Source organism: Leptolyngbya sp. FACHB-671 (assembly GCF_014695745.1).
Taxonomy (GTDB): Bacteria; Cyanobacteriota; Cyanobacteriia; order Elainellales; family Elainellaceae; genus JAAUTN01.
Map to the genome: position 1 here is coordinate 18,482 of NZ_JACJOV010000078.1, position 15,573 is coordinate 34,054.

Genomic DNA, 15,573 nt, shown 5'->3' on the forward strand with positions numbered 1-15,573 from the left:
TCTAAGCTTAGGGATTTCCGCTTGCTTCGCGGACAGCCGCGACGATGCCAGGGTATGCGCCGCAGCGACAGATGTTACCACTCATGCGTTCGCGTATTTCCGCATCCGTTAGCTCCACGCCTCCGGTTTGCCTAACATCAACCGTTACCGCACTTGCTGTACCTGCTGCTACTTCATCCAATAGCGCTACAGCCGAGCAAATCTGACCGGGCGTGCAGTAGCCGCACTGAAAGCCGTCATGCTTAATAAACGCCGCTTGCACTGGATGCAGCTCGTCTCCCTTAGCGAGACCCTCAATTGTGGTGATCTCATCACCTTCATGCATCAGCGCTAGGGTGAGGCAGGAATTGATGCGCCGTCCGTTAACCAGTACCGTACAAGCGCCGCACTGTCCGTGGTCGCAACCCTTCTTGCTCCCGGTAAGCCCAATGTACTCGCGCAAGGCATCGAGCAACGTGACACGCGGTTCTATTTTCATGGCGCGTGCTGTCCCATTCACCCGCAGTGTCACATTAACCGTGTCTGTTCCTGGGATAGTGCTAACTGATGGAGAAGATTGCGGACGAGTTTGGGCAAAGGCTTTAGCCGCCCAGTCTTCCAGTGCCGCAAGAATTGCGCCGAGCAGCATGAGCTGACCGAACCGTCGTCGTCTCAACCGAAATCTCATCGGCGTTCTCCTAAATTAAATCCTCTGGCATGGATTGATTAAACTTTGGATAATTGAAGATGTAGCTTACCTTAAAGCGACTTAACTTACATTTCAACTCAGGAGAGTTTTTGATTATTCTTTCTTAAAAATATTATTTGTTACAAAGGTAGTTCACCTAGCTTTAAATCAGTTGTCTTCATTCTTTAACTTTTATTCGATTGAGAACAGTCAAGTTTCCCAAGTCAATATGCAAGTTAAGCAGGGTGTACCCAATTCTATGAGTCTTCAGGGATGGTGGGGTAAAATGTATGAGCAGTTAGCGAAAACTTTGTATCACCAGCTACATTTTATTCGTCTTTAGGATGTGATCTCAAAAGTTTTCTGTCTACTGACATTGAAAACATTGATAGTCTCTATACATCACCAGCACCCTAAGCACTCCTTGAATGCGGTACTGGATTGAAGCTGGAACGAATAACAAACTGGAGTCACGCGTATCGCTCACTGATATCTCCTTTGAAAAGTATGCTCATCGTAAGCGACCGCTTACAACTATTTTTCCGCAATCTCTGTAAAAAAAAAACTCAAATTTTGGAATCCGATTGCTAGGTGTGTTTGCATAAAATTAATATATGCAATTGACTTTTGGTTGTCATCCACCCACAGTTGACACTTTTATTTAGTCGCATGGATGAGCGCATAACCCATCTCACAATGGAAGACTATCTCCAACTAAAGTTGGAATCGAAAGTTAACCGAAAGCACAGCTTACAAACTAACAATCCCGCGTTTAAACGCAATAATTACGGCTTGAGTGCGATCGCTTACTCCCAATTTACTGAGAATGCGATTGACATGGGATTTGACAGTGCTTTCTCCAATAGTTAGAGCAGTTGAAATATCTGAATTACTCATTCCTTGCCCCATTAAACCCAGTACCTCTAGCTCTCGATCGCTCAATTCTGGATTACTCATGCGCTGCACTAGCTTTGCCCCCACTAGGGGTGGAATGTACTGCTGACCGCGATTAATCATGCGAATGGCGTTGAGAAGTTCGTTGGGTTTTGTATCCTTGAGCAGATAGCCTTTCGCGCCTGCTTGCAATCCGCGATAGATATCTTCATCGCCATCATAGGTTGTTAGCACAATAATTCGGGCAAGTTTAAATTGGGTACAAATCGCAGTAATGGCTTCCACTCCTCCCATCTGCGGCATTCGCAAATCCATCAAAGTGACATCTGGTTGATGTTCGCGAAAGCAAGCGATCGCCTGTTGTCCATCTTCTGCTTGAGCAATTACCGTCATTTCAGGATCGCGGTTAATGATGGTTGCCAATCCTTGTCTTAGAATGGAGTGATCGTCAACAATTAAAACGCGAATTGTACTGGATTGGTCGCTCATAGTTCTCATCCTCGATTGACGATGACAATAATTTCTGTTCCTTGTCCTAGTTGGCTTTCTATTCTCAATTGCGCTCCAATTCGCTCTGCTCGTTCGCTCATTCCTAGCAATCCAAATCCGCCAACCGAGGAAGTACTACCTACGCCAAAGCCTTGTCCATTGTCTTTGATGCACAATGTAGTTAGCGTATCTGCATACACTAACTCAAGGCGAATTTCGTCAGCTTTTGCATATTTAATTGCATTGGTCAATGCTTCCTGTCCAATTCGCAGTAAATTATTCTCTACTTCGGCGGGTAAAGAGTAGGCTGTACCCTGGATTTCGTAGATCAAAACAGTATCGTCGGTAGCAGATCTCATTTGCATTACAAGACGATTGAGGGCGCTAGATAAATCACCTTCCTCTAACAACTGAGGGCGGAGTGCTGTGACTGAGCGACGAGCTTCACTCAGCCCGATTCGTGCCAATTCATCGATTATATCCAGATGTGTCTGTGTTGCTTCTGAATCATCTTCTAGGACTTGGATGGCTGCACCAACTTGAACCAAAATGCCTGTAAATGCTTGAGCTAGCGTATCATGAATTTCCCGTGCCATGCGGTTGCGTTCTTCTAAAATTGAGGCTTCTTCGGCACGTTTGCGATCGCTGATGTCTGTGATTAACCCATAGTATCCTTTCACTTGACCATTGCCATCGAAATCAGGAATGAGGAAATTACTGATATATTTCTTGCCAGACACACAGGAAATTTCTGACTCATAGGTTATGACTTGCCCTGCTAGTGCTTGATTGATGTACGGTTGTACAACTTGATAAGCCGCCTCACCCAAGTTTTCGCAAATGTGCTTGCCCCGAATCTCACCTCGGCTACAACCAAACCATTCCTCATAGGTGCGGTTGGCGAACCGATAACGCTGGTTGGCATCTATATATGTGATACAAACAGGTATAGCGTCCGTAATCACTCGTAATTCCTGTTCTCGTAAGCGAAGCTCGTCGTAGACATCGCGCAATTGGGCTTCGCTTTTCTGTAAAGCTGCTGTTCGTTGGGCAACCTGCTGCTCTAAGGTACGATTGTAATCGGCTAACAATTTCTCGGCTTGTTTTCGCTCGGTAATGTCTTCAAAGGTGGCTATCGCATAACTCACATTGCCCTGCTCGTCAAAGACAGGAGTTGCCCATACCTCAATGGGGATTGTGGCGTTGTTGCGGTGAATTTCCATATCATCAACTCTAATGCGTTCACCTCTTAGCGCTCGGATAATTGGTATTCTCTCAGCTAAATATTTTTGATCCGTTCCAGCTATATAAAGTTGATACTCTTCTGCAATTTGATTGGGTGTCACAGAAAGATCAAAATCTTTACCCAATAGTTGAGTTGCTCGATGGTTAAAATAGAAAAGGCGACCCGATGTATTTGCAACTGCAACACCGACTGGCATTGCTTCCATAAATTGAGTCATTTTACTTTCGCTCTCAAGTAGCTTTGAGTAGAGCCTAGCATTTTCGATCGCAGTGGCGGCTTGAGTTGATAATAGATGTAAAACTTGCGCTCGCTCTGGTGTAAATGCCCCAGCCGCTAATTGATTTTCAAGATACAACACACCTACTAGCTTGCTTAGATTCAGTAGTGGTAAACACAGGACTGATTGTGGTTGATAACGTTGAATGTAGGAATCATTAATAAAATTGCCTTCATGAGTTGCATTATTGAGGATGACTGATTCATGAGTCCGAATTACATATTGAATAATTGACTCAGGTAAGCAATTTGCTGTTGGAATTGATTGCAGCACTTGTGTCGTGGCAACACTTTCACCTTCCGCCAGTTCACAGTTCGCTTCAATCGTCCATTTTCCTGATTTTTCTAGAATTAGAAATCCAATTTGTGCGCCAGCATTCTCAATTAAGATTTGCATCAATGAACGAAGCAACTGCTCTAGTTCAATTTCCCGAGAGATGGCTTGTAATGCTCTTATCACTGTTGCTAAATCGAAAGCAATATGTGAGGTGATAGAAGTACTTCCACCAGTGGTGCGAACTGGTGTGGGAACCACATTCATCTGTTGAGGAAAGAACTGTGGATAGCGCATTTCTAAATCTTTGACTTTTGCAACTGCTCCCCATCGCTCATAGCAATAGTGAGCCTCTTTCATGTAGATCTGAGCAAATTTTTCCAAATCTCGTGCCAAATAATGCCTGGCAGCTAATTCATAAGCTAACGCTTCTTCTTGAATATATCCGTTTTCTCTAGCTCCTCGAATTGCTTGCTCATAAAGCCCTTCTGCCTCCAGCAACTGACCCAAAACTCGCGCTTTTTCTGCCTCAAGCAAATGATACTTATGCAAGTAATTCATTGGCGCATGATGTGCCCAGGATTTCATTTTCTCCTGGCCAAAGACAACTTTTTTAAGGATTTCTTCCTGCACTTGAGTGCTGCTTTCAGAATATGTAGCGAGTCTTGCTAGAGAGTCATAGAGGTAGTACAAAGGTTCGCCAGGGCTCGCCGTCATGTGGATTAAATAACGTTCAGCTATGATTGAGTTTTCAACTGCCTGAGAATACTTATAGAGCAGATAGCATAGGAAAAGTTTGTTGAAATAGACGATAAAGATTGAGCTTCTATCATTTGCTGCTTTGTGTTGTGGCAATCCAATTTCCTCATTGTAGGATTCGCCAATGAGACAGCATGGATTGGCCGAGTATCCCATCAAATTTAAAACAGCTTGCTGCCATACTCGATTCCAAGCGAGTACTGTTTCTTGCCTAATTTGACGGATTGCTTCGCTGTATGTTGTCATCTCGCGTTCAACCTCTACGAGTTCCTTTCCAAGGATAAAAAATTGGAGACAGTAGGCGTGAGCGCAATAGGCGGCATACTCTAAATCCCCAGTTTCTAATCCGCTTTGATAGCCTTCTAGTAATAGCTTTAGTGACTCTCCAATATGTTTTTTCCAAGGATTGATACACTGATTCACAATGGCCAAGGTCCTAGCTCTCAGTGAATGGGTATTCGACTGCGACAACAAACCCAAAGCAACCTGTCCAAATTGGTAGCCAGACTCGATATCTCCGCTTATCCCACAAAGCCACCCAAAGTTGGCATATACAAAGGGAGACATAAATGTATTGCCATACTGCATTAACAAGTTGACTTGTTTAGACATAAGCAGAGGCATCAGATCGGAATCAGCAATATAGGCAGCAATTGTGATGCTTGACAGGATTCGTATCGCTGCAAGATGGTTCGGCTCGGTCATTTGGGACAAATAGAGCAAGTTCGCGATCTGTTTCTCACTAAAGAGCGATGTAATTGTGTTTAGTTCAAAGCGAATATCTAACTGACTTGGGGTTTCGGGAAAACTAATCCCCATCTGCTGCAAAACTTGCAATGCAGTATTGATTGCTTTCAATGGCAGACTCTGCGCCATGAATGTTTGAATTTTAACTTCGTAAACTTTTACGGTATCGAGAACCGTTTCAGCTTCTTGCAGAACGATTGCTGCCCAGTATTTTACCTGCTCAAAATCGCCACACAAATACGCGACTTCTATGGTTTCTGTATATAACCTTAATGTTAAATCATAGTTTATTTGCCAGCTTGAAGCTGCTAGCCAATCTCTCCCGGTAGCTAAATATTTGTTTGCCACACCATAGGCGATCGCAGCCTTTGCCTTCTGACCTGCCAGCAGATTCAACTTGGCAATTTCATCACGTTCTGCTCGCTCGGTAACCAGTTCGATCCCATGATTGAGATGATCGACAATTTCAAATAGCCAGTCTGATAGCGATTCCGATTCAGTCTTCTCAAGTAAATTGCGCCCAATTTGAAGATGAATTGCCTGTCTCTGCGCCCGATCGATTAAGACATATGCCGCTTGCTGGACGCGATCGTGCAAGAATTTGTAATCCTGAACCAAGAGTTGTTCATCTAACTCAGATGTCGGCACAATTAAACCTGACTGAGCCGCTGCTATTAGCTGCGGGAAAATTTCCCTAGATGAGCTTTTACAAATGATAGAGAGGGTGCTTAAATCAAAATCAGCGCCAACACAAGCGGCGAATTGTAAAACTTGCTGGGTTGCTTGAGGCAGTTTTTTCAGTTTGCTAAGCATCAACTCCACTACATTATCGGTGATGTTCTTGGCTTCAATGTGAGTGATATCCCATCGCCAACTGAGATTTTCCAGGTCGAAGCTTAACAAGTTCTCTGCATAGAGCGTTTTCAGAAACTCATTGACAAAAAAGGGATTTCCGCCGGTTTTTCGCAATACTAATTCTGCCAGCGAGATGATTGTACTGATGTCACTGTGTAATGTGTCTGCAATCATTTGTGCGATCACGTTTAGTCCCAATGGTGCTAACGTAATTTGGCTGATAGTTGCTCCCTCTTTTCTGAGTCCCTCCAGCATTATCGCTAGTGGATGTGAGTAGTTCACCTCATTATCTCGATAGGCTCCAATCAGAAACAGATATTGCGTCTGGGTATCCGTCATCATCAACTCAATTAACTTGAGTGTTGCTGAGTCTACCCACTGAAGATCATCCAGAAAGATCACTAAGAGATGTTCTGCTGAACCAAATACCCGAATGAACTGCCCAAAGACTCGATTGAAGCGGTTTTGAGCTTCCGTTGCTCCAACTTCTGGAACGGGCGGTTGCTTGCCAATAATCAATTCAACTTCAGGGATCACATCAATGATGATTTGTCCGTTACTTCCCAAAGCTGTTAGAAGACTAGATCGCCACTGTTGCAAATGCTCGTCGGGTTCACCCAGCAGTTGTTGCACCAATTTTTGTAGGGCATGGGCAATCGCACTGTAGGGAATATTGCGCCCAAATTGATCGAATTTACCAGAGATGAAATAGCCGCGCTTTTGAGTGATTGGTTTATAGATTTCCTGCACTAACGCTGATTTGCCAATTCCAGCATAGCCAGACACCAACATCATTTCGACATTGAATTTTGTTTCTGTATTGTTGGGTAAAGCAGCGACGCCATTGTACTCTGGATATCCTACGCGACTGAAAGCCGATAATAACAGTGCAACTTCCTGCTCTCTTCCATATAGTTTTTGGGGAATTTGAAACTGCTCCGAAACGTCTTGAAGCGCCAGTTGAATGGTGTCAATTTGACCTATTTCTGTGAACTGACGAAGACAGATTTCTAAATCGGCTTTGATTCCCCAAGCACTCTGATAACGCTCTTCAGCATTTTTTGCCATCAGTTTCAAAATAATATCTGAAACGGTTTTGGGAATCGTTACCTTCAGTTCGTGAGGTGGAATAGGCTGTTTGGCAATATGACAATGGACTAGCTCAAGGGTGTCTGTTGTGGGAAACGGCAGATGTCCAGTTAAAAGCTCGTAGAACGTCACACCGAGCGAGTAAAAGTCCGTGCGGTAATCGAGGAAACGGTTCATACGCCCGGTTTGCTCAGGAGAGAGGTAGGCGAGGGTTCCTTCTAGAACATGAGGGCTTTTGAACGTTGGATTCGTGCGATTAAATTGGGTAGCAATTCCGAAATCAATAATTTTAACAACACCAGTATCTGGATTGAAAACAATGTTTCCAGGGTTGATATCCTTATGAATGACATTGGCGGCATGGATTTTGCCCAGAATATCTGTGATGTCGATGGCAAGACGTAGAAACGTCGATAAAGACATGGGGCAGAAGTCTGAGCGTTTGTGTCTCCATTTCTCTAGGGACTCTCCGCCAAAGTCTTCTAAGAAAATAACGAGCGTGCGTTGATATTCCTGCTGGCTGTATGCCTTAACAACTCCTTCCTTTTTGAGGAAACGGGTAATTTTATATTCCTGTCTGTAGCGGGTTAGTTCTTGAGGAGATGGATAATCTTGTTTGAGCATTTTTATGACGAGCGCTCGCTCGTATTGGACACTGATGCCCCGATACACTAGAGAATTGGAACTTTCGTAAATTTTGCTTAGAATAGCAATACCCGGTAGAGCAACCATAGAGCTTCTCTGGATGAGTCCGGTAGGAGATACCTTAAACTATAAAACCTATTTGAGATTTTTAGCGAACACGCTTGAGTAGTTAATTGCATATAGCAGTTGATTACGATTGTTCAGGTGAACGATCCAAAAGCTCTTTTTTTTGGGGATTCAGTTTAACTCCTATGGATCGCTGCATTGCGGTCGGGGTCTAGCATCAGTTTGCATTCAGGATAGCAATGGATTCTATAGAAATCTTAAATATTAAGATTTATAGCCGGTAAGATGCTTGCACTCCAAGCTTTTGGGCTAATGAGCATTAACCAATCACAGAAAATTGCTATATCTTTAATTCCTTTAGCTACTTTGACACCACATCCTAAGCCGCTTTGACAAATGCCGTTTGCATTCACGGTATTTGTCATTAATCCAGCATTTTCAGCTTTGATTGGGAGAATTTGTATAAATCGATACCATACAGTATGGTTAATTGAATTTGCTATTTGGGTCTTAGTAATACCTATTGAAATTAAATTAAAGGTAGATGAATTAGAGTGAGAGAAGTGGTTTAGCGCTCCCTCGTGGGGATTGGTGTGACTTTAATTCAAGTGCACGAAATGTTTGGAATATCTAACCGAGCAGTAATCTCTAGCCAAAGCCCTAAGCACCAAAAAACAATTGGAAGTGCTTTACCGGCTGAAACAGGACAATGCATTGAGTAGTAGCGCTATTGCTAAGGGGAGTGGCCAACATCGAAATACCCTGCACAAGACAGCTCACATTGACCGGCTGCTATACTCTCGACGTCGAGGTCGGATTGAAGTGACTAATGAACTGTCTGTTGTGATGTAAGTCGGCACTAAAGGTGGAGAGCTTGCGGAACTCGATAATCAAGCAAGCCTTTCCTAACCTGTGAAAATTTCACAACTTAGATCACCGACAACTCGCCTCACTGCCGGCTTTACCTTTGATTGGTGGTCAGTAGTGAAATTCCCTGTGCCGGCAAGTATCATCAACCAGTGGAACCTAAGCAACTAAACTTGTCTAAAGACGCCGGCAAGTAGTAGCAATGCAATAATTAGCTGATATTTCATCGAAATCCTCTTCTGGTAGTGCTACACAAGTAATGATGCATTGTAGTGATGGATGAAATACCAGATTGCACCAATGTGATTTTCCAACGATTTGGAAAAGGACAAGGTCTTTCGGACTAATCGAGATACACGTTGTCTCAATGTATTGTTGAAGCGCTCGATTTTGTTGGTTTTTCCGGTTTCTTTGCCGACAGCTCGATGTCGTTTACTCGGCAGAACTGCCCCATACGCTGCCCAAAAGTCGGAATAAGTGACTGCACATTGCCGATAGACAGGAGGCAATGATTGCCATAATTTGCGGGCTGCGCCTTCATCGCGTGCAGCAATGTAAACCCCCACAATCTCACGGGTGTCTGCTTCAAGCGCTAACCAGACCCATTGCTTATTACCTCGGTTGTCCACAAATGACCATAACTCATCGCATTGAATCATTAGCCTCCCCTTTTTTTAGGTGTCACCTGCACGCTTCGAGGCACGGGGGCATATTTCTCATTGACATAGGTTTGCAACCATTGTTCTGAAACCTGAAGAACACGGGCAATGCCAGCAAGAGAAATACGTTCTAGCAGCAAGCGATCAATCACTTCCCGTGTCGCTTGGTCAATCACTTTTTTAGTTGGTTGTTCAACAAACTGCCGTCCGCAGTCCTGGCATTTGAACCGTTGTTTACCGTTGTGGATGTGACCATTTTTGACCGTTTGGCAAGAAGCACAAATAGGGCAAACAGGCATAGGAGAAAAACAGCAAGAGAATTTACTTCTCCATCATTACATCTTGGACACTACCCCTCTTCTTAATGCTGCTGTACTCCAGCATTCCCAATTCAATTAGACTGTGACCAACCTCTATGAAAAAAGCGAAGGATAAATGGAACAAGCAACTTTTGCAGCCGGCTGTTTCTAGGGCGTTGAAAATGCTTTTCGTCAAGTTAAAGGCGTCACCTCCACTACAGCCGGTTATACACAGGTCGTTTGAAAAAGTTAGGGTCGTAGTAGTCAATCATCTTATTTCCTCCTGTCTTTAGTTTCAAGTCTGAATTAGCGCTCACTTGCGAGATTGGTGAGTAAAAGTTTAAATTTGAATGTCCTGCCATGCTTCAGTAGCCAAAACATCACCTTGATTTACGAGCTGCAACAGTGCATCTCTAGCTGCGTTGTAAAGATATATCGAAGACTTTAAGCGACTGTTGTGGTAGTACGTTATCTGTTGAGTTAAAAATTTTATCGCTTCAACATTTCCCACACCCAGATTGCCTATTTGTCTCAGGAATGCTGCCCCACTTGCCCATTCATCAGCATCAGCCCAGTTATACCAATGTTGATAAGCTTGAATCAACTGTGATACATCTGTTTGCTGAGCTGCCCATTGAATTTTGTTGTTTTCGCCTTCAGGATCACTGATTGCTGCCATTCTAGAATCTCCTCATTAAAAAGCAGTCTAGGAATCATAATGTTATAATATTCGTGTCATAAAATTGGTGGTCATTAGGTTCTAAGATTCTGGAAATGTTCTTAAGTTCTACGTCCGAAACTCAATAAGTCCCATCATATTGCTATCCTTTGTTGTGTAGCGTTGGTACTCATGAATAGATGCTGGCAAGATTGGGCGCATCGCACGTAGCCATTAAACCGACAAACCCGATGGCAGAGTGATTTATGCCGGCTATATCGGCTGGAGTTATAAGGCTGGCTTGAATCAGACGCTCTCGCCACTGAAAAGAAAATTGAGGTAAAGTGGATAGGGTGAAAAGCAGACTGAAACTTAAAGGTTAAACGTTCAAGCACTACCTTGCTCTTATTAAGAGCTAAAGGCAATCTAGCAGATACTTAAAAACCAAAGCACAGCATTTTTTACAATTTTAAAAGCGTGGTTAAATTTGATGATTAGTGTTATACTGCTTAGCAGTAGGGACAAGCTTATAAGTTTCAGCTAACGCTGCACCAAAAGAAGCAAGCACTACTATTCAAACTTATCACTCATAACTTTCTCTATAGTTTCGACACACACCTGGTCTGGCGAGTGCTTGATTTATTCAACGCTTAACAACCAATAATTAAATAAAATGGCAACCTTTACAAGGAGTTCTCCCGAACTCCTTTTTTTTTGTCTATTTTTACGTCGAATTCAATTGAAAGTTTGTTCACCGAATCAGAAAAGAGATTCTGACATGGCTAAACCCAAACATAAAAGTATGCGAAATCAGCCAGAGATGTACGACGAAACCAAACAACCGTTCACCCTTAGTCTTACCCCAACAGCCGTCAACAGACTGGATTCTTATGCCAAAATACACGGGATTTCTCGCTCAGAAGTTGTTGAGCAATTTGCTAGAAGACTGGAGCATTTACCAGCTCAACTACCAACCCAAAGTAACCATTAGTCGGAAGCCCAATATTTTTGACAAGCTAGCCCTTTATTAGTCTTACTGATTGCACTATGAATCTTTTTCTGTCCAAAGCTACACGACTGCATTTTGACTGTCAAATACAAAATCCAGAAGCCGCTGCCTTACAAGCAATAGCTACTCAGCAAGAGCTAATTTTCAGTAGTTTTAACCAGACCCGTGGTTGGAATCTGGGATTAATTTTCTATTTTGCTCAGCGTAGTAAAAGATTAGCTCATACGCATAAATCAAATTTTCCTGAGATTATAAGTAGCTGGAAGCTTATTTATAAAATAATCAGAATTATGAGGAGAAAAGCATTGTTCCATAAGGCTTGTAGCCGATTAAAACTAATAGTAAAAACGCCAGTAAACTCAGTCTGTTATTTGACTCTAGGTCGTCACCTCCAATACTGTTACTGTGCAGCTAATTGCGGCTGCTCCTGTCGGCGTTCAAGCTCCTGAATGTGACTGGACAGAAAACGAATAACCCAACAGAGGATGGTAAACATTCGCCAGATCGCTATCCGCCGCGATCGCCATTATGCAGTGCTTCATCGAGTCAAAAAGCAGAGCGCAACGGAAGGTTGTCGTTCTGTACTCATTTGTTGATTGGATTCCATGTAGCGATAGGCTTCGACGATTTGCTCAAACAGGAACGTGCGTTCAACAACAGGTTTAAATTGTTTATCTTGAATTCCTGTCTAGATTTACTGTAATCCCCGCTCTAACCGTTTTGGATTACCTAAGCTGAACCAGATTTTCTTTAGTCAAAGTGTGATTGATGGAAACAGCAGCGAGCGTCCCACTCGCGACTGCTACGGCGATCTGTGAATAAGGGCTAGACACATCGCCCACCGCATAGAGTCCAGGAATCGAGGTTTGCTTACTATCATCCACTTGTACAATGTCATCGCTGCCAAGTTTACAACCTAACTTTGCGGCTAGAGGGCTGTGCTGATACGATCGAGGGCGCAGCAATATACCGCGACGCGGTAGCACCTCATTGTTCGTAAAGACGATCCCTGTTAGTTTGTCGTCTTGATATTCGAGTCGAGCAATTTTTTCTTCGCGTAGCTGAACCCCCCAATTTGATAATTGCTGTCGTTGCTCATGAGTTAATTCGGCAGAACCATCTGAACACAACACTAAATCGCGGCTCCAGCCGGTCAGCTTGAATGTCATTTCAAGTCCTACCTCACCTCTGCCATAAATCGCTAAAGGTTGATCTCGCACTTCCCAACCATGACAGTAAGGACAGTGGAAAATGCTGCTACCCCAGAGTTTTGCGAATCCATCAATTGCCGGAAGTGAATCTTTCATACCCGTGGCTAACAGTAGTTTGCGACCGACAAATTGGTTGCCATCACTCAGGGTCACTTGAAAGCGATCGCCCAATTTTTGAGCATCGACCACTTCACCCACTTGAATTTCAACATCCTCATACGGTTGCAATTGCTCTCGTCCAATTTGCAGCAGTTGTGCAGGTGAAATTCCATCTCTAGACAAGAAACCATGAGCAGCATGAGCAAATTGATTGCGTGGCTTTCCAGCATCGCAGACCAAGACCCGTTTGCAGGCTCGTCCGAGCATCAAGGCAGCAGTCAAACCTGCTGGGCCGCCACCGACGATAATCACATCAAAAACATCAGTCCCTGAGTTAACGTTCATACCCTGTTCTAATGTTGTTGGCATTAAGTTAGCAGTAAGAAAAAATTGAAACCTATCATCGAGTGGGTTAGGCGATCGCAACCGCAGGAAGCCAACGCTACAGAAGTCAATCAGCGTGGAACCGATGGTCATGCCATGTTCAGTTGCGACACCATAACAACAGGGTTTTTAGCCTGAAATACCCCCCAGCATGGCAATCAATCCGCAGGCAGCAACTACTGTGAGCGCGCCCCACTTAAACGGCGGGTTTCTATCTAGCCAATCCGTGAAGCTGGGTACACTCAACTTGCCAAAGTCGCCCTCTACAGTGTCGTAACCAGAGATTGGGGCATATAGGTTATCCGGTGCATCTGCCGATTTTGGCTCACCTGTCAGTTGAGCGGTAAAGCCAACCTGGAGAAATAAGCGATCAATAATTGACGGGGCAATGCGTTGCAGCATCTCTAATACTCGCCCCATATCACCCACAACAAAGTCACGGGTAGGATGTTCAGCGACATATAAAATGGCATCGGCAACGGTGCTGGGTTTGTTGTAAGGCGGTAATCCAGCCGGCGCTACTCCCAACTTCGTCCGAATTTTGTTGAAAATGGGGGTATTTGTGATGGCGGGCATCACATTAGTGACGCTGATCGGCTGTTTCTGGTACTGCAATTCAATTCTCATGGAATCTAAAAAGCCTGCTACGCCGTGCTTGGAAGCTGCATAGGGACTTTGTAATGGAAACGGAACTCTTGCTGCTAATGAGGAAACATGAATGAGTGCGCCACCTCCCTCTTTTTTGAGGTGCGGTAGAGCCACCATTGCGCCATAGGCCTGTCCATTCAGGTTGACATCAATGACTCTTCTAAATTCCTCCGGTGTGATTTGGTCAAACGGTGCAACGATGCTGGTTCCAGATAGATGTACCCAGGTATCGAGTCGTCCGTAAGTGGCAATGGTCTGATCGGCGATCGCTTTCACCTGTTCAAATTCGCTGACATCGGCAATGACAGCGATCGCTTCTCCACCCAACTGTTTAATCTCCTCCACCAACGTTGCCAACCCAGACTCGCTACGAGCAGCAACAACAACCTTTGCGCCTCTTTTGGCAAACCGCAGGGCTGTCTCTCTGCCAATTCCACTAGAAGCGCCAACGATGGCGACTACTTGCTGACTGATAGGCTTTAATTTCATGGGTTCTACTCCTAAAATTGAATTCCTTTGAATACAGTCCACAATGCTTGCGGCGAATAATTGCCAATGCTTAAACCGGGGTTCATCCCTCTGAGAAAGATGTCTCACAGCAACGTCTAGTGTCAGTCCTTGAGGAACGATAGAAGGTCGTTGGTGAGTTGTTCCTTGTGCGTATCTGTAAAACCGTGGGGTGCGCCTGGATACACTTTTAGGATGGAATGCTTCACTCCGACTGTCGCTAGCGAGAGGATTAGTTGTTGGCAGTTTCAGGGTTTTCGTCAACGCATTTGGCGGAAACTGCTCCACGCCTCCTCGACGAGATAGTAGCCGTGATTTTGATTGTCTCGATCAGCTCGCTGTGAATCCACCATCTACGACCAGAGGTTGGCCAGTAATGTAGCTGGCAGCATCAGAGCAGAGAAAAACCACGGCTTGAGCGATTTCTTCTGCCTGACCCATGCGTCCCATTGGCACCATAGACGCTAAACCATCTGCCGTGCTGCCCAACTTGTCAGTGAAGCGATCCGTCATCTCAGTCGCAATCAAGCCAGGATTAATCGCATTGATCCGAATACCGTGTTTGGCATAGTCGAGCGCTGCCCCTCGTGTCAGCCCCATGACCGTATGTTTACTCGCGCTGTAAATAGATACCCCTGGAAAGGAAACTAAACCTCCGACTGAGGAGTTGTTGACAATCACTCCAGAGCCTTGAGACAGCATTTGCTGAATCTCATGTTTCATACAAAGAAAGAGTCCCCGCACATTGATTGCCATGAGTTTGTCAAAGTCTTCGATCAATTGTTCATGCAGGGGTTTTGGAGGTAGATCAATCCCTGCATTATTGAAGGCACAATCGAGACGTCCGTAAGTGTCAATTGTCTTCTGCACTAATGCTTTGACTTCTTCCTCACTCGATACATCTGAACGTACAAATAAACATTCAGCGCCAGCATGACGAATCATTGCAGCGGTTGCCTCTCCTTCTGTGTCGCGTCTGCCTGAAAAAACAACTTTTGCACCTGCGGTTCCTAGTGCAAGAGCAGTCGCTTTACCAATTCCTGACGTGGCTCCAGTGACTAAAGCGACTTTGTTCTCAAGTGTGATCATTCTTACCTCTGCTTTAAAGTTGATACGAGTGCAGATTAAACATTCCAGTTTCTCGTGACGCTCGCTGAATCTCTTTGTTGAATACAATCCCCAATGCTTGCGGCGAATAATTGCTAATGCTTACACCGGGGTTCAT

General features: G+C 44.3%; 9 protein-coding genes. 1 reads left to right on the forward strand and 8 read right to left on the reverse strand.

Going from position 1 to position 15,573, the window contains the following annotated elements:
* Positions 1–7 precede the first annotated feature (7 nt).
* The 5 genes from H6F93_RS09630 to H6F93_RS09655 form a co-directional block, all read right to left on the reverse strand.
* On the reverse strand, positions 8–667 hold the full coding sequence (locus H6F93_RS09630; RefSeq protein ID WP_190680252.1) for a 2Fe-2S iron-sulfur cluster-binding protein: 660 nt from the start codon (positions 665–667) through the stop codon (positions 8–10).
* 750 nt (positions 668–1,417) lie between these two features.
* A complete protein-coding gene (locus tag H6F93_RS09635; protein WP_190680253.1) occupies positions 1,418–2,050 on the reverse strand; it encodes a response regulator in 633 nt (210 codons plus the stop codon).
* A 5-nt stretch (positions 2,051–2,055) separates the two neighbouring features.
* Positions 2,056–8,028, reverse strand: a complete 5,973-nt coding sequence (locus H6F93_RS09640) for an AAA family ATPase (protein WP_190680254.1) — start codon at positions 8,026–8,028, stop codon at positions 2,056–2,058.
* A gap of 1,094 nt (positions 8,029–9,122) precedes the next feature.
* A protein-coding gene (locus H6F93_RS09650; RefSeq protein WP_242043375.1) for an IS1 family transposase occupies positions 9,123–9,832 on the reverse strand; the annotation gives its coding sequence in 2 pieces (ribosomal slippage) (positions 9,123–9,547 and positions 9,547–9,832; 711 coding nt in all).
* 340 nt (positions 9,833–10,172) lie between these two features.
* Complete coding sequence (locus tag H6F93_RS09655) at positions 10,173–10,511, reverse strand: hypothetical protein (RefSeq protein WP_190680256.1); 339 nt, start codon at positions 10,509–10,511, stop codon at positions 10,173–10,175.
* 757 nt (positions 10,512–11,268) lie between these two features.
* On the opposite strand from H6F93_RS09655, the gene H6F93_RS09660 reads away from it, so the two are divergent.
* On the forward strand, positions 11,269–11,481 hold the full coding sequence (locus H6F93_RS09660) for a hypothetical protein (RefSeq protein ID WP_190680257.1): 213 nt from the start codon (positions 11,269–11,271) through the stop codon (positions 11,479–11,481).
* Positions 11,482–12,224: 743 nt separating this feature from the next.
* On the opposite strand, the gene H6F93_RS09665 is transcribed toward H6F93_RS09660, so the two are convergent.
* The 3 genes from H6F93_RS09665 to H6F93_RS09675 form a co-directional block, all read right to left on the reverse strand.
* Positions 12,225–13,286 carry an NAD(P)/FAD-dependent oxidoreductase gene (locus H6F93_RS09665; protein ID WP_199313598.1) on the reverse strand — a complete coding sequence of 354 codons (1,062 nt, stop codon included), beginning with the start codon at positions 13,284–13,286 and terminating at the stop codon, positions 12,225–12,227.
* Between the two features lie 36 nt (positions 13,287–13,322).
* Positions 13,323–14,330, reverse strand: a complete 1,008-nt coding sequence (locus H6F93_RS09670; RefSeq protein WP_190680258.1) for an SDR family oxidoreductase — start codon at positions 14,328–14,330, stop codon at positions 13,323–13,325.
* A 348-nt stretch (positions 14,331–14,678) separates the two neighbouring features.
* Positions 14,679–15,437 (reverse strand): SDR family oxidoreductase, encoded by a 759-nt coding sequence (locus H6F93_RS09675; RefSeq protein WP_190680259.1) that lies wholly within the window; start codon positions 15,435–15,437, stop codon positions 14,679–14,681.
* Positions 15,438–15,573: the final 136 nt, after the last annotated feature.